Genomic DNA, 25,479 nt, shown 5'->3' with positions numbered 1-25,479 from the left:
AGCGTGAGCCTCAGGTATCAGTTAGACACATCTAGGTGTTGGAGGATTGCCGTGCTTGTCGGGCAGCCTGATCCAGCCCGTGTGCAAACTGCGTTTGTTCCTGATCGGAAAAGGCCGACAGAAACAGTTCCTGCACAGCGCTTTGGTAGATCTGCCACATCTGTTTGCGCAAGGCCCGGCCTTCATCCGTGATGCTGGCAAAGGCGGCCCGGCCATCTTCCGAGGAACGACTGCGCTGGACCAGCCCCTGGGCTTCCAGCCGGTCGATCAGTCGCGTCAGGTTATAGCGTTCTATGACCAGTCGATCGGCCAGTTCATGCATGCGTCGGGTTCCCTCCGGCCCGCTTTCCAGTCCCCACAACACGTCGTACCAGGCATAGGGTGGCAACTTTTCGGCAGCCAGTCTGCGTTCGATTTCTTTCAGGATGCTGCGGTGCGCGCGCACAAAGGAAAACCACAGATCAGTGTCGGAGCGACTCATCGTTCTTTCCCCCAGGAATTTATTTTTTAGTTGCAAATGCAATTATACGCGGATAAGATGCGCTCATAAAGTAGTTGCAATTGCAATCGTATGGGTGAGGGTCTGTCCTGCCCTGCGTCTTGTTCAGGCCGTGAGGACGTCGCGTGGCGGATCCGGCCTATCCACCTGGAGATTGTTATGAATCACGCTTTGCAGATCGCGGATGTGGACCCGCAAGAGACGACCGAGTGGCTGGATGCCCTGGAATCGGTCACGGCGGCAGTAGGACGCCCCCGTGCCCACTATCTGATTGATCAATTGCTGGATTTCGATGCGCGTCATCACGGTGACCTGTACACACGCGTGACCACCTCGTATGTGAATACCATTCCGGTGCATCAGCAAACCCCGTATCCCGGTGACAAGGAACTGGAGCGCAAGCTCAATGCCTATGTGCGCTGGAACGCCATGGTCATGGTGCTGCGTGCCGGTCGGCACTCCAATGTGGGCGGACACATTGCTACTTATCAGTCCGCGGCCGTTCTGTACGACGTGGGCTTTGACCATTTTTTCCGGGGCCGCACAGAAAGCTTTGATGGTGACCTGGTCTATATACAGGGTCACTCCGCCCCCGGTATTTATGGCCGTGCTTATGTGGAAGGGCGTCTGGATGATGAACAGATGGACAACTTCCGTCGTGAGGCGGGGCGTCGTGGCTTGTCGTCTTACCCGCATCCACGCCTGATGCCCGAGTTCTGGCAATTTCCCACGGTGTCCATGGGCCTGGGGCCTTTGATGGCTGCCTATCAGGCACGCTATATGCGCTATCTGGATTTCCGTGGTTTGAAGCCTATGGATGGTCGCAAGGTCTGGGCGTTCCTGGGGGATGGGGAAATGGATCAGGCCGAGTCCCTGTCCGCCATTGCCGTGGGTGGGCGTGAGAAGCTGGATAACCTGATCTTCGTGGTCAACTGCAATTTGCAACGTCTGGACGGCCCTGTGCGTGGCAATAGTAAAGTCATTCAGGAACTGGAAGCGAACTTCCGTGCGGCAGGCTGGAATGTCATCAAGGTAATTTGGGGCGCGGGCTGGGATGAGCTGCTTGCCAAGGATAAAACCGGTCTGTTGCGCAAGCGCATGATGGAATGCGTGGACGGGGATTATCAGACCTTCAAATCCCAAAGTGGCGCTTATGTACGTGAGCATTTCTTTGGCAAATATCCCGAGCTGCTGGAACTGGTAGCGGATTTGTCGGACGACGACATCTGGGCCCTGGCCCGTGGTGGTCACGATCCCGACAAGGTCTACGCCGCTTATGCCCAAGCCGCACGTAACAGCCATGGCGGGCCGACCGCAATTCTGGTGAAAACCGTGAAGGGTTTTGGTATGGGCGAGGCTGGTGAAGGCCAGAACATCAATCACCAGCTCAAGAAAATGAGCGCAGATGCAGTGCGTGCCTTCCGGGATCGTTTCCAGCTACCCGTTACGGATGAACAACTGGAAGAGCTGCCTTATCTGCGCCCCGAGCCAGGCAGCCCGGAAGCGGTGTACTTGCAGCAGCGTCGTGCTGCCTTGGGTGGCTTTGTGCCATCGCGAAGAACCTCTGTTCCGGCCTTGACGGTGCCCACGCTGGACAGCTTTGCGGCCCAGTTGAAAGGCACAGGGGAGCGTGGTTTGTCCACGACCATGGCCTTTGTGCGTATTTTGAGCACCTTGTTGAAAGACCCGGTACTGGGCAAATTGATTGTGCCCATCGTGCCGGATGAGTCGCGCACCTTTGGTATGGAAGGTCTGTTCCGCCAGATTGGTATTCACTCGTACTTGGGGCAGCTGTACACGCCACAGGATGCTGGCCAGTTGAGCTATTACAAAGAAGCCAAGGACGGGCAGATCTTGCAGGAAGGCCTGAATGAGTCCGGGGCAATCTCCTCCTGGATTGCAGCAGGCACGGCCTACAGCAATCATGGTGTGCCCACGATTCCGCTCTTTATCTTCTACTCCATGTTCGGTTTTCAGCGAGTAGGGGACTTTATCTGGGCTGCGGCGGATGCACGGACACGAGGCTTCTTGTTTGGTGCAACGTCGGGTCGCACCACCTTGATGGGCGAAGGTTTGCAGCACGATGATGGTCATAGCCATGTGCTCTCCAGCGTGGTGCCTAGCTGCTGCTCTTACGACCCCACCTTCTCCTATGAGCTGGCCGTGATCATGCAGGATGGTATTCGTCGCATGTATCAGGATCAGGAGGACGTGTTCTATTACATTACCGTGCTCAATGAAAACTACCCGCATCCCGAGATGCCGGAAGGGGTGGAGCAGGGCATTATCAAAGGGCTGTATCTCTTGCAGGCGGGACCGCAGCAAAAAGCCAAGGCCCCGCGTGTGCAGTTGATGGGCAGTGGCTCTATCTTGATGGAGGTGCTGGCTGCCGCACAATTGCTGCAAGAGGACTTTGGTGTGGCCAGCGATGTGTGGAGTGCGCCCAGCCTGAACCAACTGCGTCGTGATGGCCTGGATACGGAGCGCTGGAACACCTTGCACCCGGAAAGCGAGCCGCGTATCCCTTATGTGCAGTCTTGCCTGGAAGGGCATGCAGGCCCGATTGTGGTTGCCACGGATTATATGAAGATTGTGGGCGAGCAGATCCGGCCCTTTTTGCCGGAGCGTCGTTTGCTGGTTCTAGGGACGGACGGCTTTGGGCGTTCCGACACACGGGCCTCGCTGCGCGAGTTCTTTGAAGTGGACCGGCACTTTATCGTGGTCTCGGCCTTGAAGGCCTTGGCCGACGAAGGTTCGGTGCCTCGCTCGCTGGTCAGCGATGCTTTGCAGCGCTATCAAATCAATCCAGAAAAGACCAATCCCATGAAGCCTTGAGTCTTGCCAGTCCGGTCGTCTTTTTGGGCAAATGGCGACCGGCGGCGGAACACCAGCCAGCAAAGGGTGTGATGGCTTGATGTCTCCCCCGGTCAGGTCAGCTCTTTGCTTGCTGGTCCCTTTTCATGGCGGCGAGTCCGCCATTTTTCTCCATCAAATCTTCATCATTCTGTGCCACAGTGCGGCATGGATTATTCAATTTCTCTGGCCCGCCTGGCGGGCCTTGCTATCTCTGGGGTCTTGGGCAGCCAGGCTCATGCTCAAACGCAGCTACATGAATTGGCGCGTGCAGATGGCAGCACCATTCATTATTACGTCCAGCCTGCCATCGCCCCTCAAGAAGGTGTGCATGAGCTGCTTCTGATTGTGCAAGGCTCGGATTGCAATAGCGTGGCGCACAAGAAAGTTGTTTGGGAAACCCTGGCCAAGGCTCGTCCACAAGCCCAGGTGCTGGCGGTGGAAAAATATGCGCTGACGGCCGCGCTGCCTGATAGCGACGATCCCGAGCGTAGCGACTGCCCGACAGACTATATTCAGCGCGACCAGCCCCAACAGCGTGTGGCTGATCTGGATGCGGTTTTAAAACAGCTGCAAAGTCAGACCCGCTATGACAAGCTTTTTGCCTTGGGTGGCAGCGAGGGAGCGGTGATTGTTCATTTGCTGGCGGCCCAGACTTCGCATCTGGATGCGGCCATCAGTTTTAATGGCGGCGGGCGCTGGTTCCAGGATGATGTGCTCTATAGCGCCTCAATCCAAGAGATGCCGGCTGCCGACAAGCAAACCATGCTTGATGGCTTGGGCGAATTTTTGAGGCAGGCCAGGGCCGGCCTGGATACTCGGATGAGCGGACATGGACGCGATTGGTGGCAGCAGATGCTGAATCTGGATCAGGCCGAGGTGCTGCGACGGGTTGCTATCCCCACTCTGGTGATTCAGTCCGGGCGCGATACCTCGGTCTCGCCGCAAGCCGCTGCCCAGATGGTGGCACAGGTGGATAACCCGCATGTGGTGTGGCGCAGCTATCCCGATCTGGATCACGTCATGACGCAGGCCGATGGCAGCTCGGCCATGCCCCAGGTCGTGGGCGACATTGCCCAGTGGTTGAGTCAACTCAACACTGACACCCCTTAAGTCTTTTGTATGGTCGATGACGTGATGATTTGCCGTCATTGCCCTTTTTATATTGGAGTAGTGAATGAGCAAGATAGTCTTGCGCGCTGCAGTGCCTGATGACGCCCGCGAATGCCTGCGTATCCGGGGACTGACTCGTGAAAATGCTTTTTCTGAAGAGGATCTGGCCGCCTTGGGAGTTACCGCAGAAAGCTGGGCCGCAGGTATTGAGGATGGTAGTTGCCCCGGCTATGTGGCCCTGGTCGATGAGCAGATGGCTGGCTATTGCTTCGGTGATAGCGAGAGCGGCGAGATCATGGTGCTGGCGCTGTTGCCCGACTATGAAAGCCTGGGTCTGGGCCGTCGTTTGCTGACACAGATGATGCAGGACTTGCAGGGGCGTGGTTTTACGCGCCTGTTCCTGGCTTGTAATAGTGATCCTCAGGTGCGCTCCTATGGTTTCTATCGTCATTTAGGCTGGACCGAAAGCGGCCAGCGTGATGAGTTCGGTGACGATATTTTGGAATATCACTTTGCTGATTAGGTTTGGAGTTAGGTGAGACCTTTTTATGGCTTACGAAAACATGATCGATTTAAGCCAGGATATCCCAGCCCTGAAGATGTTGTATGCGCCTTTGCAGCACCATTTTCGGGTGCTGGATGTGCCCACTTTGCCGTTTGCCATTCTGGATGGCAAAGGTGCTCCCGAGCCTGTTGCGGTGGGGGCGGCTATCAAGACCTTGCAGCTTGCTATTGAGCCTATCCGTCGAGAGGCACGCCAACGCATGGGGCGTGACTTTATGGAAGCGCCGGTCGAAGTTCTGTACTGGGCTGCGGATCCGAAAGATGTGGAAGCAGGGCGGCGGGAAAACTGGCAGTGGCGTGTACAAGTGACCTTGCCTGTATGGACCGATAAGGCGGGTCTGGAAGGCGCGGTGGCCCAGATGCGTGCTCAGTTGGGGAACGCTCCAGCTCCCAGGTGGGAAGCCGTGACGGAGGGCAAGTGCGTGCAGGTGATGCATGTGGGCTCCCCAGCCGATCTGTCAGCTTTGTTGTCGCAGCTCTATACGAAGTTCCTGCCGCAGGAAGGGCTGGAGCCTTTGGGCGTGTATCACGAGATCTATCTGAGTGATTGGAGCAAAGCGTCGTCGAGTCGGCACAAGATGATTGTCCGGCAGCCCATACGCTAACTTTGCGCCAAGGCATAAAAAATGCCCCAAAAGCACACAGGCTTTTGGGGCATTTTATTTGGCTGTGCCGTTCAGGCCGCCTGGGATCTTAGACTGATTGAGCGCTTTGCAAAGCCTGAATACGTGCAGCGATAGGAGGGTGGGAGGCGAAGATCGCACTGATCGAACGACCACCCGAAATACCGGAGGCTTCAAAGTTCTTGGGCAGTTCGCCAGGAGCCATGCCGCCCAGACGGGCCAGCGCGTGAATCATGGGCTGACGCGAACCCAGCAACTGAGCGGAACCGGCATCAGCACGGTATTCACGCTGACGCGAGAACCAGGCCACGATGATGGAGGCCAGCACGCCAAAAATCAGCTCAAACACAAAGACCGAGGCGTAGTAACCCATGCCCACATCGCGATCATTGCGCAGTAGCACGCGGTCAACAAAGTAGCCGGCCAGACGGGCCAGAAAGATCACAAAGGTGTTCACCACGCCTTGGATCAAGGTCAGGGTGACCATGTCGCCATTGGCAATGTGGGCAACTTCGTGGCCGAGCACCGCCATGACTTCTTCTTCGGTCATGCCGCGCAGCAAGCCGGTGGACACGGCGACCAGAGCATCATTCTTGAAAGCGCCGGTGGCAAAGGCATTGGGCTCGCCTTCGTAAATGGCCACTTCGGGGCGGCCAATACCGGCACGGTCGGCCAGTTGGTGCACGGTATCGACCAGCCAGGCCTCTTCGGCATTGGCGGGGGCATTCGGGTCAATGACACGGGCGTTCACGCTTTGCTTGGCCATCCATTTGCTCATCAGCAAGGAGATAATGGCGCCGGTAAAACCGACCAAAGCCGAGAAGATCAGCAATTGAGTCAGGTCCAGACCTTGCGCGTTCAGGTAACGTCCCACACCCAAAATATTCATGGAGGCGCTGAGCACCAGCATGACGGCCAGGTTGGTGATTAAGAAAAGGACAATTCGTTTCATGAATGCGGATTCCGGTGTAACAGAAAAAATCGTGATCGTGAGAACACGATCTGCGCGAATTTTAGCCTTGATTCCAGGCGTGAAAATAAAATATTCAGCTTTTAGTCAGCTTCCGGGCAAGATAGTTTCTTGCGCCGAGGTTCTTGCTGTTGCGTAAGTGGTCTGGATATGGGGTTACCGGTCCACTTTTACAAGGTGGGGAGTATAGTAATGGCTTTCCCTTATTACTGAATCTGGTTTGATCACATGCAGTCATTATGGATGCTGGTAGCCTGCGCCATGTTTGCCATTATGGGGGCCTGTGTCAAAGTGTCCGCCGATGCCGGGGCGTCGATGGCGCAAATTGTTTTGTTCCGGGGTGTGCCCTCGGTTCTTCTTCTGGTGTTCTGGGCTAAAAGCCGTGGTTTGAGGCTGGCTCCTCAAAGTTGGAAACTGCATGTCCGGCGTAATGTCTCCGGGGTCAGTTCCATGTGGCTGGGCTTTCTGGCTCTGGCTAATCTGCCCTTGTCCACCGCGGTCAGCCTGAACTACACCGCTCCCTTGTTTATTGCTTTCTGGATGCTTGCCTGGGGTGGCACCCAGCGTGACCCTGTGCGTCTGATTGCCGTGTTGCTGGGCTTTATGGGCGTGATCGGTGTCCTGCGCCCCAGCATTACGCCAGACCAATGGTGGGCCGCCATGCTGGGCCTGTGTGCCGGCGCCTTGAGCGCGGTGGCCATGATGCAGGTACGTGCCCTGGGGCGCTCTGGCGAGCCGGAATGGCGCACCGTGCTGCTGTTCTCCTGTTTTGTCGTCTGTTCCAGCCTGGTTGGACTTTTGTGGGAAGGCTGGCGCGAGCTGAGCTGGCGCGCGTGGCTGGCCTTGCTGGGCGTGGGCCTGTCCGGCTTGTTCGGGCAATTGACCATGACGCGTGCTTTTGGCTTGGGCTCGGCCTTGTTGACCGCAGCCTTGCAATACACCACCATTATTTTCGCCGCCCTGATTGGCATTGCTTTCTGGGGGGATGTGCCTGACTGGTTAGCCTGGGCAGGTATGGCATTGATTATTGGGTCTGGTCTGTTGTCGGCCTGGCGTACCTACAGCGAGGATCGTATCTTGCGAGGTCAGGCCGCGACAGCGGAGCAGGCTCCCGTCAAGGAGGCAGAACGTGTTTGAATTTCTGATTAGCGCAGAGCAGGTCCAGGCCAATCTGAATAATTCGGAGTGGCTGATTCTGGATGTACGCCATGATTTGGCCGACCATCAGGCAGGACGACGCGCTTACGAACAGGGGCATATTCCGGGTGCCGTGTTTCTGGATCATGAGCTGGATCTGGCTGCACCCAAGACGGGTCTGAATGGCCGTCATCCTTTGCCCAGCCGTCAGGAGCTGGCGCAGCTTTTGCAGAAAAACGGCTTGCGTGATGGTATGCAGGTCGTGGTCTACGACGCCCAAGGTTCTTTATTCGCCAGCCATATGTGGTGGATGTTGCGCTGGTTGGGGCATCCTCAAGTCGCCATTCTGGATGGGGGCTGGCAGGCCTGGCAGCAGTTGGGCGGAGCCGAAGAAAGCGGCCCGGCCAAGCCTGTACCAGCAACTGCTAAATTGAGTGTGCCTGAGCAGGCTGCCATGCCTACTGTGCAGACCGAGCAGGTACTGAAAAACCTGTCCAAACCTATCTTTACCGTATTGGACGCACGTGCTGCCGAGCGATATCGCGGTGACGTGGAACCGATGGACCCGGTCGCAGGTCATATCCCCGATGCGCTTAATCGGTCGCACCTGAATAATCTGGGTGAACAGGGGCGTTTCAAACCGGCCGATCAGCTGCGCCAGGAGTTTCAGGACTTGCTGGGAGCGATTTCGGCAGAGATGGTTGTGCACCAGTGTGGTTCCGGTATTACAGCTTGTCACAATCTTTTTGCCATGGAGTTGGCCGGTTTGTCTGGCTCCAGCATTTATCCCGGCTCCTGGAGTGAATGGGTGAGTGACGCCAGCCGACCTGTTGCGCGCAGCTAGTTCAATGCCCTGAGTTTCTGGTGCTGAGAAAGCCGCTCCGGAGCGGCTTTTTTGCTGTGGAGCGGTCCCAAAGTAGAAAGTACTCCTTGGGAAGGGCAGCAAGCCGCCGCCTCCCGTACAATGCCACTTCCAATTGGGTCTCAGCCAGTCCTGACGGCCCTCATTGATCAGGAATAGTTATGGTTAAATCTCGCGATGATAATCAAAGCGCCCAGGCGCCAGCCCAGCAGGATTTCGAGTCCGCTCTGGCACAACTGGAAGCGCTGGTCGCTCGCATGGAAAGCGGGGCATTGCCGCTGGAGCAGGCTTTGCAGGCTTACGAGCAGGGCGTGGAGTTAGCCCAATTGTGTCAGCGCAAGCTGGACCTTGCACAAGAACAAGTCAGCGTATTGCAAGGCAATCTGCTGCGCCCCTTGTCCGGGGATGAAGCTGTTGGAGATAGTTAAGATGAGTTCTACCAGTTTTTCTGATTGGCTGCAGGCGCGGGTTGAGCAGACTGAGACCGTACTGGAACAATTGCTGCCCCCTGTCAGCCAGGAACCTGCTCGTTTGCACGAAGCCATGCGCTACTCGGTGCTGGGTGGCGGCAAGCGCGTGCGCGCCGCTTTGGTCTACGCCGCCGGTGAGGCCGCCTTGCAAGGCAAGCCCATGGCGGCTGCCCAACTGAAAGCCCTGGAGCTGGCAGCGGCAGCGGTGGAATTGATCCACGCCTACTCGCTGGTTCACGACGACTTGCCGTGCATGGATGACGACAAATTGCGGCGTGGTCGCCCAACCACCCATGTTCAGTTTGATGAAGCGTGCGCCATGCTGGCTGGCGATGCCTTGCAGCCCTTGGCCTTTGAGTTGTTGGCACAAATGCCGATTGCCCCTGCGCTGATTGTGCAAGCCATTACCCAGTTGGCGCAGGCCGCCGGCAGTGCCGGTATGGCCGGTGGTCAGGCTATTGATTGCGCCAGCGTGGGCATTGCCCTGGACCGTGATCAGTTGCAAGAGATGCACAGCATGAAAACTGGCGCCATGTTGCAAGCCAGCGTTTTGCTGGGTGGTATTGTGGCGGGTGCTTCCTCTACCGTGCGTAATGGTTTGGAAGAGTACGCCCAGGCTGTGGGTCTGGCCTTCCAGGTCGTGGACGATATTCTGGATGTGACGGCTGACACCGCCACGCTGGGCAAGACGGCTGGCAAAGATGCCGCCGATAACAAGCCCACCTATGTCTCCATCCTGGGTATGGACGGATCGCGCGAGTTGCTCGGTGCTCTGAATGAGCAGGCCCAGTTGGCCTTGCGTCCTTTGGGACCTGCTGCGGCACGTCTGACGCAACTGGCTGATTACATCGTGGGTCGCAATCATTAAGCGACGCGGGCCTGTGCTACTTTGGCACAGGCCGCGAAGCGTTTTACAATAGCCGATTGGCGATTGTTTTTAGACAGTCGTTTCACTTATTTGCCCGGATAGACGTCTTTAGTATGACAACCGTTTCCCTAGAGCAGATCCAGTCTCCCGCCGACTTGCGCCAGCTTGATCAACGTGATCTTCCCGAGCTGGCACGACAACTGCGCGAGTTTGTTCTGCAATCCGTATCCAAAACCGGTGGGCATTTGTCGTCCAATCTGGGCACGGTTGAATTGACCACTGCCTTGCACTATGTGTTCGAGACTCCCCACGATCGTATTGTGTGGGATGTGGGTCACCAGTCCTATCCACACAAAATTCTGACTGGCCGCCGCGATCAGATGGGTAGCTTGCGTCAGCAAGATGGCATCTCCGGTTTTCCCAAGCGTTCCGAGTCCGAGTATGACGACTTTGGTACGGCACATTCCTCAACCTCGATTTCCGCAGTGCTGGGTATGGCCGTGGCCTCGCGCAATGCCGGGATCGAGCGTCAGCACATTGCCGTGATCGGTGATGGCGCGATGACGGCCGGTATGGCGTTTGAGGCCCTGAACAATGCCGGTGTGACGCCCGATGTAAATGTGCTGGTGGTGTTGAACGACAACGACATGTCGATCTCGCCGCCTGTAGGGGCCCTGAATCATTATCTGGCTCGCCTGATGTCGGGCCGATTCTATGCCGCTGCCAAGAATGTAGGCCGTACTGTCTTGCAGCATGTCCCGCCTGTGCTGGAACTGGCGCGCAAGTTTGAAGGCCACGCCAAGGGGATTCTGTCTCCGGCCACGCTTTTTGAAGAGCTGGGTTTTAACTACGTAGGCCCGATTGATGGCCACGATCTGGATGCGCTGGTCTCTACCTTGAGCAATCTGCGTGATCTGGGTGGTTTGCAGTTCCTGCATGTGGTGACCCGTAAAGGGCAGGGCTACAAGCTGGCTGAAGCCGATCCGGTGCTCTACCACGGTCCAGGCAAATTCGATCCTTCTGTGGGTTTGGTGACGCCTACGACCAAGCCGCGCCCTACCTTTACACAGATCTTCGGTCAGTGGCTGTGCGATATGGCCAGGCAGGATCAGCGTCTGTACGGTATTACCCCCGCCATGCGTGAAGGCAGTGGCATGGTGGAGTTCGAGCAACAATTCCCTCGTCGTTATTTCGATGTGGGTATCGCCGAACAGCACGCCGTGACCTTTGCCGGTGGTTTGGCCTGTGAGGGGCAAAAGCCAGTGGTGGCGATTTACTCCACCTTCCTGCAGCGCGGCTACGATCAACTGATTCATGATGTAGCCCTGCAGAATCTGGATGTCACTTTTGCGCTGGATCGCGCCGGTATTGTGGGCGCAGACGGGGCAACGCATGCCGGTAATTACGACATCGCCTTTCTGCGCTGCATTCCGAACATGGTGGTGGCCACGCCGTCGGACGAAAACGAAACCCGCTTGCTGCTGACCTGTTGTTATCAGCACCCAGGGCCCAGCTCGGTGCGCTATCCGCGCGGAGCGGGTATCGGTGCTGAAGTGGATCAGGAGCTCCATACCGTGCCGCTGGGCAAGGCCAATCTGCGCCGTCAGGGCAAGAGCTTGGCCATTCTGGCTTTTGGTCCCGTGTTGCACGAGGCGCTGAAAGCAGCCGAGGTTCTGGACGCTACCGTGGTAGACATGCGTTTTGTAAAACCTATGGACGAAGCCTTGCTGCAAGAGCTGGCACAAGGCCATCAGGCTTTTGTGACTGTGGAAGAGGGCTGTTTGATGGGGGGCGCAGGCAGCGCGGTGCTGGAGTTTGTCAGTCGTGAAGCGCTGGTAATGCCGGTATTGCAACTGGGCTACCCCGACGAGTTCATCGACCACGGCGATCAGAAAAAAATTGCTCAGGATCTGGGCCTGGATGCCGCAGGCATCGAGCGCTCCATTCGTGAACGTTTCTCAAGTTTGCTTGAGGCGTGAGGCAATTTCTGCACAGTTTAGGGTTTAAATACCCCAATATGCGCGTTCTTATTAAGGTTATCGAACCTCGCTTGCGATAAGCGTAAGATAATAATTCATTATTGTTTTTATTTACGGTTGCGGCTCTGTCGTAGCTGAACCTGATGGATATGAATACAGTGTCGGAATCGCCTTTGGCCATGCCAGATGTGCAAAGCAGCACGGATACACGCCGTGTTGCGATTCAGCGCGTGGGTGTGCGCGGGGTGCGGCATCCGATGATGCTGGACCTGCAAGGGCAGGCCGTGCCCACCGTGGCGCAATGGGAGTTGACGGTGGCCTTGCCGCCCGAAGAAAAAGGCACCCATATGTCGCGCTTTGTGGCTTTGCTGGAAGAGTACCGCCGTCAAGCCATGACGCCCGCCGGTTTTGTGCAGATGGCCCAGGCCATGTTGCCTTTGCTCAATGCCGGGCGTGGCGACATGACAGCCACCTTCCCCGTTTTCCTGGAAAAAGTGGCGCCCGTATCCGGTGTGGCCAGCCTGATGGATTACACCGTCAGCTGGACAGCACGTGTCGGTGTGGATGCCCAGCCCGAATTTGAGTTGTCCGTGCTGGTTCCGGTGACCAGCCTGTGCCCGTGCTCCAAGGCAATTTCAGAGTACGGTGCGCATAATCAGCGCTCGCACGTTACCGTGCAGGCCGTGTTTGCGGATCCGGCTGCGCTGGACTTGCCTACGCTGATCAAATCGGTTGAAGAGCAGGCGTCCTGCCAGCTGTGGGGCTTGCTCAAGCGCACTGACGAAAAGTACGTTACCGAATACGCGTACGACAATCCCAAATTCGTCGAAGACCTGGTGCGTGATGTAGCCGTCAGCGTGCGCAGCTTGCCCGGAGTGTTGCGTTATAGCATCGAAGCCGAGAATTTTGAGTCGATTCATAATCACTCTGCCTACGCAAGCGTGCAGGGCTAAGGCTTTTGGCTTGTCAGCCAGCCTTTCTTGGTGCTAGTATCTATGGTTTCTTGCTCGACCCGGATTGAATGGGCGGGCTGTCGCGCTTGGTGCCTGACTGGTTTTACAGCGGGTAGTAGGCGATATCCACAAGGAGTTGTTCCATGCGTCACTACGAAGTAGTGTTCATTGTGCATCCCGATCAAAGCGAGCAAGTGCCCGCCATGATCGAGCGCTATTCGGCGATTGTTACTTCCGAAGGCGGTGCTATTCATCGTCTGGAAGACTGGGGCCGCCGTCAACTGGCTTACCCAATCCAGAAACTGGTCAAGGCTCACTACGTGTGCCTGAACATCGAATGCGGTCAGTCCACCCTGGACGAGCTGGAGCATTCCTTCCGCTACAACGACGCTATCTTGCGTTACCTCGTCGCTGGCACGAAGAAAGCCCCTGAAGGCGCTTCGGTCATGATGAAGTCCGTCGAACGCGAAGAAGCACGTAAAGCAAGTACTGAAGCCAGCGCTCCTGCAGCTGCTGAAGCCGAAGCTCAAGCTGAAGAGTAATAGCTCCGACTACGTGAACCAGTTCTCTCTTGCCGGTCAGCTTGTCGACATCAAGCCCTTGCGTTATACGCCGGCTGGTGTCCCAGCTCTGGAATTGGTCCTGGAACACGAATCTTCCGTAATGGAAGCCGGTCACTCCCGGCAAATCGCTTTGACGATGCAGGTAGTGGCATTGGGGAATAATGCACTGGGTCTGGCAGACACTCCTTTGGGAGCCCGTTTGCAGCTACAAGGTTTTATTGCCCCAGCCCGTAAAGGTTCGACGCGTCTGGTGCTGCATGTACAGCAATATCAGCGTCACTTTCCGGGACAAGGCTCTGTTACGGTTTGACTGGTCTGGCTCGATCGTCGCGAAGTGTTCAACACCTCGCTTCACACTGAATTCTTCCGGGTATAGCCCGGTTACTAACGAGGCACAAAATGGCTTTCCGTAGAGGCAAAGACAAAAAACGCAAATTTGCACAACAGAACCCACTGTTCAAGCGCCGCAAATTCTGCCGCTTCACCGTCGCTGGCGTTGAAGAAATTGATTACAAAGATCTGGACACCCTGCGTGATTTCATCCAGGAAAATGGCAAGATCATCCCTGCACGTTTGACGGGCACCAAAGCTCACTACCAGCGTCAGCTGGACACCGCTGTCAAGCGCGCTCGTTTCCTGGCTCTGTTGCCGTACACCGACAACCACAAATAATCCAGAGGAACCTTAGTCATGCAAGTTATTTTGCTCGAAAAAGTCGCCAACCTGGGTAATCTGGGTGACGTTGTGCGCGTACGTGATGGTTACGCCCGTAATTTCCTGCTGCCACGCAAAGTTGCTCGCCGTGCTACGGCTGCCGCTCTGCAAGAGTTCGAAGCACGCCGTGCCGAACTGGAAAAGCTGCAAGCTGAAAAGCTGGCCGCTGCTCAGGCTCAGAACGAAAAGTTGAACGGCCAAGCTTTCACCCTGGTTCAAAAAGCCGGCGTGGACGGTCGTTTGTTTGGTTCCGTGACCACCATGGACATCGCCAATGCATTGCAAAATGCCGGCTTTGCCGACCTGGTCAAGACTCAGGTTCGTCTGCCAGACGGTCACCTGAAAGCCATTGGCGAGTACCCCGTTCAGGTTGTTCTGCACCCTGACGTGATCGCTGAAATCAACGTTGTGGTTCAAGGCGACGTAGCCTAAGCCTAGCGCGTTGACGCATGGTACATTCTTTCATGGAGTGTATCTGCCAAGCTCAAAAAAGCCGGTGCAAGCCGGCTTTTTTGTTTTCTCTTCATTCTGTTTGAAGAGAGCCAGCACGCCTGCGGCGTGACTGTATTGCCGCATTCGGTCCTGTCGGCCCAGCACGCTGTTGAGCCTGACTGTTCTGACCCCAGATACACATACTGTTCAAGCCCGCACAACACATTCTGTTGGCTGCGGCGTCGATTTTTTTCCTTGATTTGAAGGTATATGCATGGAAAGCAAGTCAGCCAAATCCGATTCAACGCTGGATTACCTCAGGGTCCCGCCTCATTCCATTGAGGCGGAGCAGTCGGTGCTCGGTGGCTTGTTGCTCGATAATGCCGCGTTTGACCGGGTGGCCGATATTGTCACCGACGAGGATTTTTATCGTTTTGATCACAAGCTGATCTGGCAACACATTACCCGTTTGATTGGTCTGGCCCGTCCTGCTGACGTCGTCACGGTCTTTGAGTCCTTGTCGGTTGCAGGCAAGCAGGAAGAGGTGGGTGGGCTGGCCTATTTGAATGCGCTGGCTCACAACACGCCATCGGCGGCTAATATTCGTCGCTACGCCGAGATCGTTCGCGAACGTTCCACGCTGCGCAAGCTGGTCACCGTTGCTGATGATATTTCCTCGGCCGCTTTCAATCCGCAGGGCAAGGAGGCCCGGCAGATTCTGGACGAGGCGGAAACCCGTGTGTTTCAGATTGCCCAGGAAGGGGCGCGTGGTTCGCAGGGCTTTCTGGAAATCCAGCCCCTGCTAAGCCAGGTGGTGGAACGTATTGACGAGCTGTATCACCGCGAAGGCGATTCGGAAGTAACCGGGGTCCCAACTGGCTTTATTGACCTGGACAAGATGACGTCAGGCTTGCAGCCAGGCGACCTGGTGATTGTGGCGGGTCGTCCTTCCATGGGTAAAACTTCGTTCTCCATGAATATTGGCGAGCACGTTGCGATTGCCCAGGGTTTGCCCGTTGCCGTGTTCTCCATGGAAATGGGCGCGGTACAGTTGGCCATGCGTATGGTCGGTTCGGTCGGTTTGCTGGACCAGCACCGTATGCGTACCGGCAAGCTGACAGCCGACGATTGGCCACGTCTGACACATGCCGTGCAGCAGGTGCAGGAAGCCCAGATTTACATTGATGAAACGCCCGGCCTGTCGTCCATGGAAGTGCGTGCACGGGCTCGACGTCTGGCACGACAGTGTGGCCAACTGGGCTTGATCATCATCGACTATTTGCAGCTGATGTCCTCAAGCGGTGGCGAGAACCGGGCAACGGAAATTTCTGAAATCAGTCGTTCCTTGAAAGGTCTGGCCAAAGAATTGAACTGTCCCTTGATTGCTTTGTCGCAGTTGAACCGAAGCCTGGAGCAACGGCCCAACAAGCGCCCAGTGATGAGTGACTTGCGCGAATCCGGCGCTATTGAGCAGGATGCTGACTTGATCTTGTTTATTTACCGTGACGAGGTCTACAACCCGGACTCGCCCGATAAAGGCACGGCTGAAATTATTATTGGTAAACAGCGTAACGGTCCTATTGGTTCGGTTCGCTTGACCTTCGCCGGAGCCAGCACGCGCTTTCTGGATTACATGCCCAATTAAGAAGCACAGTGGCTGCTTCAGTGCGCGGGCTTTCGAGGCCGTTTGCCACATGTCAGGACAAAAAAGAGGCATACCTTGGTATGCCTCTTTTTTATTCATCGTTCAGCGTGTATGGGTAGTCAGGCGAAGAGGTTCGTCGTTCTCTTAGTTTTCACTCCGAGCCGCCAGCCGTTTCGCCAGCCATGCACACACCAGTAGCTGCCACTGGTGAAACAACATGATCGGCAAGATGATAGGCCCGACCATGGCACTGGGGAAAATGACATTGGCAATCGGGATGCCGCTGCTCAGGCTTTTATTGGAACCACACATCAGCAGGCTGACACGGTCCTCAAAGGAAAAGCCCAGCCAGCGCCCCAGGTTCCAGGCCAGCACTTGCGCCAAGGTCAGCAGAACGGCGTTGGACAGCACAATCAGTCCCAAGGCACTCAATGGGGTGGAGGACCACAGGCCGCCCACCACCGCGCCCGAAAAGGCCGTATACACCACCAGCAGAATCGATCCCTGATCCACGACTTTCAGCAGTTGCTGGTGCTTCATGACCCAGGCTCCGATCAGGGGACGCAGCATATGCCCGAAGACAAAGGGGAAAAATAGCTGCAGCATGATCTTTCCCACCGCCTCCAGCGACACGGTGGCCTGGGCGCTGGTGGCACCTGCCAGCATGATGCCGACCAGAAGGGGAGTGATGAACACCCCCAGCAAGGTGGAGGCCGAGGCGCTGCAAATCGACACCGGCACATTCCCTCTAGCCATTGCGGTCAGCGCCACCGCAGATTGCACGGTGCTGGGCAGGCAAGCCAGAAACAGAATTCCCAGGTACAGATTGTCGGTTAGCCAGGGACGCAGCACGGCAGCCACGCCACTGCCGAGAATCGGGAAGAGCACAAAGGTGACGGACAGAATCAACAGGTGCAAACGCCAGTGGGACAAGCCGCCCCAGATAGCCTCACGAGACAGGCGGGCACCATGCAGAAAGAACAGCAGGGCAATCGCGATCTGCGTGATGTGTTGGAACAGAGGCACGCCCCAACCTTGGGCGGGCAGCAGACTGGCAAGAGCAACAGTGGCAAACAGCTTCAGCAAAAACGGGTCAATTGGTAAGCGCTTGATCATGCTTGATGCGCGCTCATGGAAAGAGCCATACGGTAGGCGTAGCCCAGGGAGGAGGCGTCGGCCTTACCCTGTCCGGCAATGTCGTACGCGGTGCCGTGGTCGACACTGGTGCGGATAAAGGGCAGGCCCACTGTCACGTTCACGCCTTCGTCCAGACCCAGCAGCTTGATGGGAATCAGCCCTTGGTCATGGTACTGGGCCACCACAATATCGAACTCTCCCTGACGAGCTCGCATGAAAATCGTATCGCCAGGCCAGGGGCCGCTGGCCTGGATGCCTTCGGCGCAGGCTTGTTCAATGGCTGGTGTGATTTGCTCAATATCTTCAGAGCCGAATTTGCCACCCTCACCGGCATGTGGGTTCAAGCCTGCCACAGCCACACGGGGCTTGGCGATCCCGGCCTGGGTGCAGGCCAATTGTGCCAGCCGAATGGTTTGCAAGACTCGTTCTTTAGTAATCAGGGAGGGGACATGGGCCAGCGGTTCGTGAATGGTGACCAGAATGGAGCGCAAGTGTTCGTTAGCCAGCATCATGGCGTAGTGCTCGGTGTGGCTGCGCTCGGCCAGAATCTCGGTGTGGCCAGGGGCATCGATACCGCCTTTTTGCATGGCCAGCTTGTTCAGTGGGGCGGTGACGATGGCACGGATCAGACCGGCTTGGGCATCATCAATAGCGTGGCACAGGTATTCGTAGGCGCCGCGTCCGGCCTGAGCGTTAACTTCGCCATAGGGAAGATCGTCGGGCAGGGCTTGCCAGCGATTCAGGACGGCAATGAGCCCCTTGGGTGTGCAAACAGGCTGCTCCACCTCCTCGACGTGCCAGTCCTGGTCGGCGCCAATCAGCGTCAGGGCACGGCGCAGCGCACCCGCATCGCCATAGACTACGGCGGGGTGGGGCAGGCCTTCAACAATCAGGCGGGCAATAATTTCCGGGCCTATGCCAGCGGCATCGCCCATGGTAAGCCCGATGGGCTGTGCGGTACGTTTCATAACAGTCATTAAAAATCCCCCACGCTGCGTCTTTGCTGTGCTTGTTGGCCTTGATGCAGCCTGGCGGTAAAAAAAAACCGGGTCCAGGACCCGGTTTGAGTGAGTAGAGATTCGGTTTAGAGTGCGTCGCTGGCGTAATCGGCCAGACGGGAGCGCTCACCACGTTGCAAGGTAATGTGGCCTGCATGCGGCCAGCCTTTGAATCGATCTACTACGTAGGTCAGCCCCGAACTGCCCTCGGTCAGGTAGGGCGTGTCGATCTGGGCAATATTGCCCAAGCAGACGATTTTAGTTCCTGGACCGGCGCGCGTCACCAGTGTTTTCATCTGCTTGGGCGTCAGGTTCTGCGCCTCGTCGATGATCAGGAACTTGTTCATGAAGGTACGACCGCGCATGAAGCTCAGGGATTTGACCTTGATCTTGGAGCGCACCAGTTCCATGGTGGAGTTGCGCGGAGCCTCGGTGCCTTGTGGGTTGTTCAGGTTGCTGGAGGACTTGCCGGTGCCCAGGTGCAGGACTTCCAGGTTGTCTTCCAGCGCACCCATCCAGGGCTGCATTTTCTCTTCCTCGGTACCGGGCAGGAAGCCGATGTCATCTCCGACAGGCACGGTGGCACGGGTGATGATGATCTCGTTGTAGCGCTTGGTCTCCAGGGTTTGGGTCAGCGCACTGGCCAGGGCCAGCAGCGTTTTACCCGTACCGGCATGGCCTAGCAGGGACACGAAATCAAAATCCGGGTTCATCAACAGGTTCAGGGCAAAGTTCTGTTCGCGGTTGCGAGCCGTAATGCCCCAGACGTTGTTCTTGCCGTGACTGTAGTCGCGCAAGGTGGCCAGTACTGCGGTATTGCCAGCGGTTTCGCGTACCTGGGCATACAAGGGATCGTCGCCTTCGGTAAATACGAACTGGTTGACCATGAACTGGCTGCACAGCGGTCCGCTGATACGGTAGAAGGTGGTGCCGCCCTGTTGCCAGGACTCCATGTTCTTGCCGTGCTTGGTCCAGAAATTGTCCGGCAAGGGCATGACGCCGTCATACAGCAGGTCGGAGTCATCCAGAACGTGATCGTGGCGGTAGTCTTCGGCCAGCAGGCCCAGTGCCTTGGCCTTCAGGCGCATATTGATGTCTTTGGACACCAGCACCACTTCGCGTTTGGGCATGCTCTGGGTCAGGGCATTGACCACGGCCAAAATGGCGTTGTCCGCCTTGCCCAGCGGCAGCTGGATAGGCAGGGTGGTATCCAGAGCGCTGGTCTGGAAGGTGACGGCGCCACGCGCTTCGGTATTGCCGATGCCATCCAGATTGATGGGTTTGTCCAGACCATGATCGCCCACCAGACCTTCCAGGGAGCGGCTGACCTGACGCGCATTGCGGGCCACTTCGGACAGGCCCTTTTTCTGGTGATCCAGCTCTTCGAGCACCATCATGGGCAGGAAGATGTCGTGCTCTTCAAATTTGAACAGCGAATTGGAGTCGTGCAGCAAGACGTTGGTATCCAGCACAAACAATTTGCGCTGGGTGGGGGCCAGACGGGTGCGTTTGCTGGCTGCGCCGGCGACAGGCTTGGGAGCCTGGGCAGGGCTGGCGGCAGCGCTTTTGCTGGGAGCTGCTTTGGCCACACTGGCGGGCGCAGGCGCTGCTGCGGGGGCCGCGGGCGCCGTTTTGACGGGCGCAGGCTTTTTGGAGCGTGGCGTAGCAGCCGCTTTACTGGGGGCGGCTTTGGGGCTGGCGGGGGGAGTGTCGGGTTCGTCTAGTGGTACGGGTGGATCGGCAAGGATGACACTGTCATCTTTTTCGCTAAGCAGGGTTCCCAGCTTGGTGGGCAACGTTGGTAGCGGCATATAACACGTACTCCTGGTTGTGTGCCGACCTGCAAGTCGGCACGGTAAGGTTTCAGGCGGCTTGCTGAACAGCCTGTAATACAGCCTGGACGTGGCCGGGCACTTTGATGCCACGCCATTCTTGAATCAACACACCTTGGGCGTCGATCAAAAAGGTGCTGCGCTCGATGCCACGTACCTGTTTACCGTACATGTTTTTCATTTTCATGACCCCAAACAGTTCGCACAAGCGCTCTTCGGTGTCGGCAAGCAAAGGGAAAGTCAGGGCTTGCTTGTCGATAAAACGTTCGTGCGAACTGAGCGAGTCGCGCGAAACGCCAATGATTTGTGCGCCTGCAGCCTGAAATTCGGGCAGGGCATCGCGGAAATTCTGGGACTCGGTGGTGCAGCCCGGCGTGTTGTCTTTGGGGTAAAAGTACAACACTGTCATTTTTCCTTTCAGGTCAGCGGCGCTGAACTCGCCCTGGGTGGAGGGCACGGAAAAGTCGGGGATGGGGGCACCAATTTGTAGGGCTGTCATGCTTTTTCCTGTATGAGTAAGGCGGCGACAACTTTGCGGCCTTCGGACATGAGGATATTGTAGGTTCTGGCGGCGGCCTGGGTATCCATGATTTCCACACCTATGCCCCACTGCAGCATTTCCTGCGTGACAGCCGGGTGCAAGAAGTGTTGGCGCTGGCCAGTCCCAATCAAAATCAATTCGGGGGCGTTGTCAGGGCGCGCCGGTGGGGCGTCGTCCAGAAAGGCCATGGGGTCTTGCTTGACCGATTCCAGTCCGGCAATCCGGCGCAGCAACGGGGCTGTCAGCTCGGTTGCGCTTTGAATGGCCAGGTCCTGCACAGGACCTTCAGGGCTAAAGAAGATGGAATGATCGTGGTTTTGAAAGTTGATTGCCACATAGTCCTCACCGTAAGCGGTGATGGCATTCATGGCTGGATTGTGTTCGCGTTGCAGTTGCACGATGAGTCTCTCCCGTTACAGGGTCGATGATAGCGCAAAGAGTCAGGGACGATGCGGCACCTGATCTGTTTGCAGTGATTCTCAGTAAGTCAATCATGGATTAAACTCTTTGATTTACTTCGCACCTTTTGGTTTGGGTCTTCGCTGTTTTCTTCTCAAGGAATGTCATGATTCGCTTTCCGCGCATCGAGCGTTTGCCGCCTTACGTGTTCAACATTACAGGCGAGCTGAAAATGGCCGCCCGCCGTCGTGGCGAGGACATTATCGACATGTCCATGGGGAACCCGGACGGCGCGACACCGGCGCACATCGTGGAAAAGCTGGTCGAGGCGGCCACCCGCCCGGACACTCATGGTTATTCTGTCTCCAAAGGCATTCCGCGTCTGCGCCGAGCCGTGACCAATTGGTACGAGCGCCGCTACAATGTGCACTTGGATCCTGATAGTGAAGCGATCGTTACCATCGGTTCCAAAGAAGGTCTGGCCCACTTGATGCTGGCAACCCTGGACAAGGGCGACACCGTTCTGGTGCCCAACCCCAGCTACCCGATTCATATATATGGTGCCGTCATTGCCGGCGCGAATATCCGTTCGGTGCCCATGGTCCCCGGCGTGGACTTTTTCGAGGAAATCGAAAAAGCCGTGCGGGAGTCCATTCCCAAGCCCAAAATGATGATTCTGGGTTTTCCCAGCAATCCGACGGCCCAGTGTGTGGAACTGTCCTTTTTTGAGCGTATTGTGGCGCTGGCACGCGAGCACAATATTCTGGTGGTGCACGATCTGGCCTATGCCGACATTACCTTTGACGGCTACGTGGCCCCCTCCATCATGCAGGTGGATGGTGCGCGCGATGTCGCGGTCGAGTTTTTTACCATGAGCAAAAGCTACAATATGGCCGGCTGGCGTATTGGCTTCATGGTGGGGAACGAGTCCTTGGTCAATGCCCTGGCACGTATCAAGAGCTATCACGACTACGGTACCTTCACACCGATTCAGGTGGCCGCCATTGCGGCGCTGGAAGGACCACAAGATTGTGTCAGCGAGGTGGTGGAGCAGTACCGCCGCCGTCGCGACGTATTGGCCAAGGGCCTGCATGAAGCAGGCTGGATGGTCGATGTCCCCAAGGCATCAATGTATATCTGGGCCAAGATTCCCGAGTTCTACAAGGACATCGGTTCGCTGGAGTTTGCCAAGCGCTTACTGAGCGATGCCAAAGTAGCCGTATCCCCCGGCATCGGCTTTGGTGAGTATGGCGACAACTATGTGCGCTTTGCGCTGATCGAAAACGAGCAACGTACCCGTCAGGCGGTACGCGGCATCAAAGAAATGTTCCGTAAGGACGGATTTGTTCAATGAGTCCTATCAAAGTAGGTTTGCTGGGTTTGGGTGTGGTTGGCAGCGGCACCTGGAACGTATTGAAACGCAATGCAGATGAAATTGCTCGCCGCGCCGGTCGCCGTATTGAGGTGGTCGCTATTGCTGTGCGTGACCTGGAAAAGGCACGTGCGCTGGTTGGGGACGACGTCACCCTGACCACAGACGGCATGGATGTGGTGCGCAACCCCGAGATCGATATTGTGGTCGAGCTGGTGGGTGGCGACACCCTGGCACGCGAGTGGGTCATGGAAGCCATTGCCCAGGGCAAGCACGTGGTCACCGCCAACAAGGCGCTGCTGGCCAAGCATGGCAACAAGATTTTTGCCGCTGCTCACGAGCGTAGCGTCATGGTGGCCTTCGAAGCCGCTGTGGCCGGTGGTATTCCTATCATCAAGGCAATTCGCGAAGGCCTGACGGCCAACCGTATTCAGTGGCTGGCCGGCATTATCAACGGCACCACCAACTACATCCTGTCCGAAATGCGCAACCGTGGTGTCAGCTTTGCTGAAGCCCTGGCCGATGCCCAGCGTCTGGGTTACGCCGAAGCCGATCCTACTTTCGACATTGAAGGTGTGGACGCTGCGCACAAGCTGAGCCTGCTAGCCTCCCTGGCCTTTGGTATCCCCGTGCAATTTAGCAAGGCTCACGTGGAAGGCATTACCAGCCTGGCACTGGAAGACCTGCAACACGCACAACGCCTGGGCTACAACATCAAGCTGCTGGGTATTACCCGCGCCCGTGAAGAAGGTATCGAACTGCGCGTTCACCCCACACTGGTTCCACTGCAAAGCATGCTGGCCAATGTCCAAGGTGCCATGAACGCGGTGCTGGTGCATGGCGATGCCGTGGGCCAAACCGTTTACTACGGTGCCGGTGCCGGCGCCTTGCCAACCGCCTCGGCGGTGGTGGCGGACCTGGTGGATGTGACCCGTCTGCAAACGGCAGAACCGGAACATCGCGTGCCTTACCTGGCCTTCCAGCACAACGCCATGTCCGATACGCCCATCCTGCCTATGGATGAAGTGGTGTCCTCGTACTACCTGCGCTTGCGTGTGGATGACCGTCCTGGCGTGCTGGCTGACGTGGCTCGCATTCTGGCGCAAGCCTCGATCTCGATCGGTTCCATGTTCCAGGAGCCAGCCGGTGAACAGGCTGACATCATCTTCCTGACGCATGAAGCGCGTGAAGGTGCCATCAATGGCGCGATCAGCCAGATTCAGAATCTGCCTTTTGTTCAGTCTGCCGTGACCCGTCTGCGCGTGGAGAACCTGTAATGAATTACATCTCTACTCGTGGCGGCATGAAGGCCCAGCCATTTTCGGACATCTTGCTGGAAGGCTTGGCTCCGGATGGCGGTTTGGCCATGCCAGAGAGCTACCCTCAAGTCAGTGCAGAAACGCTGGAGTCCTGGCGCGCCCTGAGCTACCCCGAACTGGCCGCCAAAGTGCTGGGCCTGTTCGTCACCGATATTCCGGCTGATGAACTGTCCGCCTTGACGGCACGTGCTTATGCCCCCGGCGTGTTCGACAGCGAGCAGGTGGTACCGGTCAAGGAACTGGAACCCGGTTTCTCCTTGCTGGGCTTGTCCCAAGGCCCAACCCTGGCTTTTAAAGACATGGCCATGCAGTTCCTGGGCCAGGTTTTCGAATACGTGCTGACACAGCGCAACAGCACCTTGAACATTGTGGGTGCCACGTCTGGCGACACGGGTTCGGCGGCTGAATACGCCTTGCGCGGCAAGCGTGGCGTCAGCGTGTTCATGCTCTCGCCTTACGGTCGCATGAGTGCTTTCCAACGCGCTCAGATGTACTCCTTGCAAGACGAAAACATCCACAACCTGTCGGTGAAAGGTGTGTTCGATGATTGCCAGGACATCGTCAAGGCCTTGGCGGGTGATCTGGAGTTCAAGTCCAAATGGCATTTGGGCGCCGTGAACTCCATTAACTGGGCCCGCATTTCGGCTCAGGTGGTGTACTACTTCTGGGGCTGGCTGCGAAGCACCAGCCAGGCGGGTCAGAAAGTCTCTTTTGCCGTTCCTTCGGGTAACTTCGGCAATATTCTGTCGGGCCACATTGCTCGTCAGATGGGGCTGCCTATCGCCAAGCTGGTTCTGGCCACCAACGAAAACAACGTGCTGGAAGAGTTCTTCCGCACCGGTATTTATCGTCCCCGTGGTTCCGAGCAAACTTACGCCACGTCCAGCCCATCCATGGACATTTCCCGTGCCTCCAACTTCGAGCGCTTTGTGTTTGATTTGCTGGGCCGTGATGGTAGCAAGGTCAAGGCATTGTGGGAGCAGCTGGCCAAAGAAGGCCAATTCGACCTGAGCGAGCATCTGCCACGCTTCCAGGAAGAGTTCGGCTTTGTGGCTGGTGCCAGCTCGCACCAGGATCGTCTGAACACCATTGCTCAGGTGAACAAGCAGTACCAGACTCTGATCGACCCGCACACGGCAGACGCCGTCAAGGTGGCTCAGAACTTCCGCGAAGAAGGCATCCCCATGCTGGTGCTGGAAACCGCGCTGCCTGCCAAGTTCTCCGAGACAATCGAAGAAGCGATTGGTCAGCCCGCTCCGGTGCCTGCGCACCTGACCGGTCTGGCAGACTTGCCACAGAAGGTGGTGGTGATGGATTCGGATGTAGCTCAAGTACGTCGCTACATCGAGGAACACGCCCCAACCTGATGCCCGCTACCTGCGCTAGCTCCGGGCTGGCGCAGCCATAGCGGCTAGGTAGTAGTTTCAAACCCCGATTTTGATATTCCTGCTGGCCTGACTGATGTTCAGTTTGCTATGCAGGAAAGCAGAAATCGGGGTTTTTGCGTTTTTGGCCGGTTTTGCCGCAAGACTGGTCGGGCTGCGGTTTTGCAGCCAACTGAACTTTTTCTATCAGGCCTTCATCAAAAACACACGATATGCGGGCATGATGTCTATGGCCTTTGGTATAGGCAGAT

Annotated in this window: 26 protein-coding genes; 19 read left to right on the top strand and 7 right to left on the bottom strand. The window is 56.8% G+C overall.

Annotation, left to right across the window (positions count from 1 at the left end; translation table 11 throughout):
* Positions 1 to 31 precede the first annotated feature (31 nt).
* On the bottom strand, positions 32 to 481 hold the full coding sequence (locus tag M2Q46_RS08490) for a MarR family winged helix-turn-helix transcriptional regulator (protein ID WP_035270761.1): 450 nt from the start codon (positions 479 to 481) through the stop codon (positions 32 to 34).
* 177 nt (positions 482 to 658) lie between these two features.
* Here M2Q46_RS08490 and aceE point away from each other — a divergent pair, with 177 nt between their 5' ends.
* The 4 genes from aceE (at position 659) to M2Q46_RS08470 (ending at position 5,634) form a co-directional block, all read left to right on the top strand.
* The gene (aceE, locus tag M2Q46_RS08485; protein WP_254002832.1) at positions 659 to 3,334 is read left to right on the top strand and encodes a pyruvate dehydrogenase (acetyl-transferring), homodimeric type; all 2,676 of its coding nucleotides are present in this window, start codon (positions 659 to 661) and stop codon (positions 3,332 to 3,334) included.
* Positions 3,335 to 3,520: 186 nt separating this feature from the next.
* Entirely contained in the window at positions 3,521 to 4,465 is a 945-nt protein-coding gene (locus M2Q46_RS08480) for a lysophospholipase (protein ID WP_257113170.1), read from the top strand.
* A gap of 64 nt (positions 4,466 to 4,529) precedes the next feature.
* Positions 4,530 to 4,988 carry a GNAT family N-acetyltransferase gene (locus M2Q46_RS08475; RefSeq protein ID WP_009457575.1) on the top strand — a complete coding sequence of 153 codons (459 nt, stop codon included), beginning with the start codon at positions 4,530 to 4,532 and terminating at the stop codon, positions 4,986 to 4,988.
* Positions 4,989 to 5,013: 25 nt separating this feature from the next.
* On the top strand, positions 5,014 to 5,634 hold the full coding sequence (locus M2Q46_RS08470) for a GyrI-like domain-containing protein (RefSeq protein ID WP_035270757.1): 621 nt from the start codon (positions 5,014 to 5,016) through the stop codon (positions 5,632 to 5,634).
* 88 nt (positions 5,635 to 5,722) lie between these two features.
* Here M2Q46_RS08470 and htpX read toward each other — a convergent pair whose 3' ends face one another.
* Positions 5,723 to 6,604, bottom strand: a complete 882-nt coding sequence (htpX, locus tag M2Q46_RS08465) for a protease HtpX (RefSeq protein WP_009457574.1) — start codon at positions 6,602 to 6,604, stop codon at positions 5,723 to 5,725.
* Between htpX and M2Q46_RS08460 the strand changes: the two genes are divergently transcribed.
* From M2Q46_RS08460 to M2Q46_RS08405, 12 genes are all read left to right on the top strand, one after another.
* Positions 6,603 to 6,761, top strand: coding sequence for a hypothetical protein (locus tag M2Q46_RS08460; RefSeq protein ID WP_155624324.1), 159 nt, complete (start codon positions 6,603 to 6,605; stop codon positions 6,759 to 6,761). The two genes, htpX and M2Q46_RS08460, sit on opposite strands and share 2 nt — an antisense overlap.
* An 89-nt stretch (positions 6,762 to 6,850) precedes the next feature.
* Positions 6,851 to 7,759 carry a DMT family transporter gene (locus M2Q46_RS08455; protein WP_080655545.1) on the top strand — a complete coding sequence of 303 codons (909 nt, stop codon included), beginning with the start codon at positions 6,851 to 6,853 and terminating at the stop codon, positions 7,757 to 7,759.
* A 4-nt stretch (positions 7,760 to 7,763) separates the two neighbouring features.
* Complete coding sequence (locus M2Q46_RS08450) at positions 7,764 to 8,603, top strand: sulfurtransferase (RefSeq protein WP_239055676.1); 840 nt, start codon at positions 7,764 to 7,766, stop codon at positions 8,601 to 8,603.
* A 179-nt stretch (positions 8,604 to 8,782) separates the two neighbouring features.
* Complete coding sequence (locus M2Q46_RS08445; RefSeq protein ID WP_003802451.1) at positions 8,783 to 9,049, top strand: exodeoxyribonuclease VII small subunit; 267 nt, start codon at positions 8,783 to 8,785, stop codon at positions 9,047 to 9,049.
* Between the two features lies 1 nt (position 9,050).
* Positions 9,051 to 9,959 carry a polyprenyl synthetase family protein gene (locus M2Q46_RS08440; RefSeq protein WP_022983568.1) on the top strand — a complete coding sequence of 303 codons (909 nt, stop codon included), beginning with the start codon at positions 9,051 to 9,053 and terminating at the stop codon, positions 9,957 to 9,959.
* 113 nt (positions 9,960 to 10,072) lie between these two features.
* Complete coding sequence (dxs, locus tag M2Q46_RS08435; protein ID WP_088450773.1) at positions 10,073 to 11,938, top strand: 1-deoxy-D-xylulose-5-phosphate synthase; 1,866 nt, start codon at positions 10,073 to 10,075, stop codon at positions 11,936 to 11,938.
* A gap of 149 nt (positions 11,939 to 12,087) precedes the next feature.
* Positions 12,088 to 12,891, top strand: a complete 804-nt coding sequence (folE2, locus tag M2Q46_RS08430) for a GTP cyclohydrolase FolE2 (protein ID WP_026484336.1) — start codon at positions 12,088 to 12,090, stop codon at positions 12,889 to 12,891.
* Between the two features lie 143 nt (positions 12,892 to 13,034).
* The gene (rpsF, locus tag M2Q46_RS08425; protein WP_026484337.1) at positions 13,035 to 13,433 is read left to right on the top strand and encodes a 30S ribosomal protein S6; all 399 of its coding nucleotides are present in this window, start codon (positions 13,035 to 13,037) and stop codon (positions 13,431 to 13,433) included.
* Positions 13,434 to 13,446: 13 nt separating this feature from the next.
* The gene (gene priB / locus M2Q46_RS08420; protein ID WP_009457572.1) at positions 13,447 to 13,764 is read left to right on the top strand and encodes a primosomal replication protein N; all 318 of its coding nucleotides are present in this window, start codon (positions 13,447 to 13,449) and stop codon (positions 13,762 to 13,764) included.
* 89 nt (positions 13,765 to 13,853) lie between these two features.
* Complete coding sequence (gene rpsR, locus M2Q46_RS08415) at positions 13,854 to 14,126, top strand: 30S ribosomal protein S18 (protein WP_003802444.1); 273 nt, start codon at positions 13,854 to 13,856, stop codon at positions 14,124 to 14,126.
* Positions 14,127 to 14,144: 18 nt separating this feature from the next.
* Entirely contained in the window at positions 14,145 to 14,600 is a 456-nt protein-coding gene (rplI, locus tag M2Q46_RS08410) for a 50S ribosomal protein L9 (protein WP_009457571.1), read from the top strand.
* A gap of 274 nt (positions 14,601 to 14,874) precedes the next feature.
* Complete coding sequence (locus M2Q46_RS08405; protein ID WP_009457570.1) at positions 14,875 to 16,245, top strand: replicative DNA helicase; 1,371 nt, start codon at positions 14,875 to 14,877, stop codon at positions 16,243 to 16,245.
* Between the two features lie 144 nt (positions 16,246 to 16,389).
* On the opposite strand, the gene M2Q46_RS08400 is transcribed toward M2Q46_RS08405, so the two are convergent.
* The 5 genes from M2Q46_RS08400 to M2Q46_RS08380 form a co-directional block, all read right to left on the bottom strand.
* Positions 16,390 to 17,361, bottom strand: coding sequence for a bile acid:sodium symporter family protein (locus tag M2Q46_RS08400; RefSeq protein WP_302357066.1), 972 nt, complete (start codon positions 17,359 to 17,361; stop codon positions 16,390 to 16,392).
* Positions 17,358 to 18,350, bottom strand: a complete 993-nt coding sequence (gene pdxA, locus M2Q46_RS08395) for a 4-hydroxythreonine-4-phosphate dehydrogenase PdxA (protein WP_302357357.1) — start codon at positions 18,348 to 18,350, stop codon at positions 17,358 to 17,360. Before pdxA ends, M2Q46_RS08400 begins: the two co-directional genes overlap by 4 nt.
* A 116-nt stretch (positions 18,351 to 18,466) precedes the next feature.
* Positions 18,467 to 20,191 carry a PhoH family protein gene (locus tag M2Q46_RS08390; RefSeq protein ID WP_060185752.1) on the bottom strand — a complete coding sequence of 575 codons (1,725 nt, stop codon included), beginning with the start codon at positions 20,189 to 20,191 and terminating at the stop codon, positions 18,467 to 18,469.
* Positions 20,192 to 20,243: 52 nt separating this feature from the next.
* On the bottom strand, positions 20,244 to 20,711 hold the full coding sequence (locus M2Q46_RS08385) for a peroxiredoxin (RefSeq protein WP_009457565.1): 468 nt from the start codon (positions 20,709 to 20,711) through the stop codon (positions 20,244 to 20,246).
* The gene (locus M2Q46_RS08380; RefSeq protein ID WP_009457563.1) at positions 20,708 to 21,151 is read right to left on the bottom strand and encodes an Mth938-like domain-containing protein; all 444 of its coding nucleotides are present in this window, start codon (positions 21,149 to 21,151) and stop codon (positions 20,708 to 20,710) included. Before M2Q46_RS08380 ends, M2Q46_RS08385 begins: the two co-directional genes overlap by 4 nt.
* A 167-nt stretch (positions 21,152 to 21,318) precedes the next feature.
* Between M2Q46_RS08380 and alaC the strand changes: the two genes are divergently transcribed.
* The 3 genes from alaC to thrC are packed head-to-tail and all read left to right on the top strand — an operon-like array spanning position 21,319 to position 25,210.
* Positions 21,319 to 22,506, top strand: a complete 1,188-nt coding sequence (alaC, locus tag M2Q46_RS08375) for an alanine transaminase (protein WP_257724219.1) — start codon at positions 21,319 to 21,321, stop codon at positions 22,504 to 22,506.
* A complete protein-coding gene (locus tag M2Q46_RS08370) occupies positions 22,503 to 23,801 on the top strand; it encodes a homoserine dehydrogenase (RefSeq protein ID WP_094196014.1) in 1,299 nt (432 codons plus the stop codon). Before alaC ends, M2Q46_RS08370 begins: the two co-directional genes overlap by 4 nt.
* Entirely contained in the window at positions 23,801 to 25,210 is a 1,410-nt protein-coding gene (gene thrC / locus M2Q46_RS08365; protein WP_060185754.1) for a threonine synthase, read from the top strand. The genes M2Q46_RS08370 and thrC overlap by 1 nt, the downstream gene beginning before the upstream one ends.
* The last annotated feature ends 269 nt before the right edge of the window (positions 25,211 to 25,479 follow it).

This window comes from Alcaligenes sp. YSL9 (genome assembly GCF_030515105.1).
Classification (GTDB): Bacteria; Pseudomonadota; Gammaproteobacteria; order Burkholderiales; family Burkholderiaceae_B; genus Alcaligenes; species Alcaligenes phenolicus.
The sequence above is the reverse complement of the archived record's forward strand: the minus strand, read 5'-3'. Positions and strand labels throughout refer to the sequence as shown.

Bases quoted from the DNA above. Each gene is read 5' to 3' on its own strand.
- M2Q46_RS08490 (WP_035270761.1), bottom strand. From the start codon at position 481: ATGAGTCGCTCCGACACTGATCTGTGGTTTTCCTTTGTGCGCGCGCAC.
- aceE (WP_254002832.1), top strand. From the start codon at position 659: ATGAATCACGCTTTGCAGATCGCGGATGTGGACCCGCAAGAGACGACC.
- M2Q46_RS08480 (WP_257113170.1), top strand. From the start codon at position 3,521: ATGGATTATTCAATTTCTCTGGCCCGCCTGGCGGGCCTTGCTATCTCT.
- M2Q46_RS08475 (WP_009457575.1), top strand. From the start codon at position 4,530: ATGAGCAAGATAGTCTTGCGCGCTGCAGTGCCTGATGACGCCCGCGAA.
- M2Q46_RS08470 (WP_035270757.1), top strand. From the start codon at position 5,014: ATGGCTTACGAAAACATGATCGATTTAAGCCAGGATATCCCAGCCCTG.
- M2Q46_RS08460 (WP_155624324.1), top strand. From the start codon at position 6,603: ATGAATGCGGATTCCGGTGTAACAGAAAAAATCGTGATCGTGAGAACA.
- htpX (WP_009457574.1), bottom strand. From the start codon at position 6,604: ATGAAACGAATTGTCCTTTTCTTAATCACCAACCTGGCCGTCATGCTG.
- M2Q46_RS08455 (WP_080655545.1), top strand. From the start codon at position 6,851: ATGCAGTCATTATGGATGCTGGTAGCCTGCGCCATGTTTGCCATTATG.
- M2Q46_RS08445 (WP_003802451.1), top strand. From the start codon at position 8,783: ATGGTTAAATCTCGCGATGATAATCAAAGCGCCCAGGCGCCAGCCCAG.
- M2Q46_RS08440 (WP_022983568.1), top strand. From the start codon at position 9,051: ATGAGTTCTACCAGTTTTTCTGATTGGCTGCAGGCGCGGGTTGAGCAG.
- dxs (WP_088450773.1), top strand. From the start codon at position 10,073: ATGACAACCGTTTCCCTAGAGCAGATCCAGTCTCCCGCCGACTTGCGC.
- folE2 (WP_026484336.1), top strand. From the start codon at position 12,088: ATGAATACAGTGTCGGAATCGCCTTTGGCCATGCCAGATGTGCAAAGC.
- rpsF (WP_026484337.1), top strand. From the start codon at position 13,035: ATGCGTCACTACGAAGTAGTGTTCATTGTGCATCCCGATCAAAGCGAG.
- rpsR (WP_003802444.1), top strand. From the start codon at position 13,854: ATGGCTTTCCGTAGAGGCAAAGACAAAAAACGCAAATTTGCACAACAG.
- rplI (WP_009457571.1), top strand. From the start codon at position 14,145: ATGCAAGTTATTTTGCTCGAAAAAGTCGCCAACCTGGGTAATCTGGGT.
- M2Q46_RS08405 (WP_009457570.1), top strand. From the start codon at position 14,875: ATGGAAAGCAAGTCAGCCAAATCCGATTCAACGCTGGATTACCTCAGG.
- M2Q46_RS08400 (WP_302357066.1), bottom strand. From the start codon at position 17,361: ATGATCAAGCGCTTACCAATTGACCCGTTTTTGCTGAAGCTGTTTGCC.
- pdxA (WP_302357357.1), bottom strand. From the start codon at position 18,350: ATGAAACGTACCGCACAGCCCATCGGGCTTACCATGGGCGATGCCGCT.
- M2Q46_RS08390 (WP_060185752.1), bottom strand. From the start codon at position 20,191: ATGCCGCTACCAACGTTGCCCACCAAGCTGGGAACCCTGCTTAGCGAA.
- M2Q46_RS08385 (WP_009457565.1), bottom strand. From the start codon at position 20,711: ATGACAGCCCTACAAATTGGTGCCCCCATCCCCGACTTTTCCGTGCCC.
- alaC (WP_257724219.1), top strand. From the start codon at position 21,319: ATGATTCGCTTTCCGCGCATCGAGCGTTTGCCGCCTTACGTGTTCAAC.
- M2Q46_RS08370 (WP_094196014.1), top strand. From the start codon at position 22,503: ATGAGTCCTATCAAAGTAGGTTTGCTGGGTTTGGGTGTGGTTGGCAGC.
- thrC (WP_060185754.1), top strand. From the start codon at position 23,801: ATGAATTACATCTCTACTCGTGGCGGCATGAAGGCCCAGCCATTTTCG.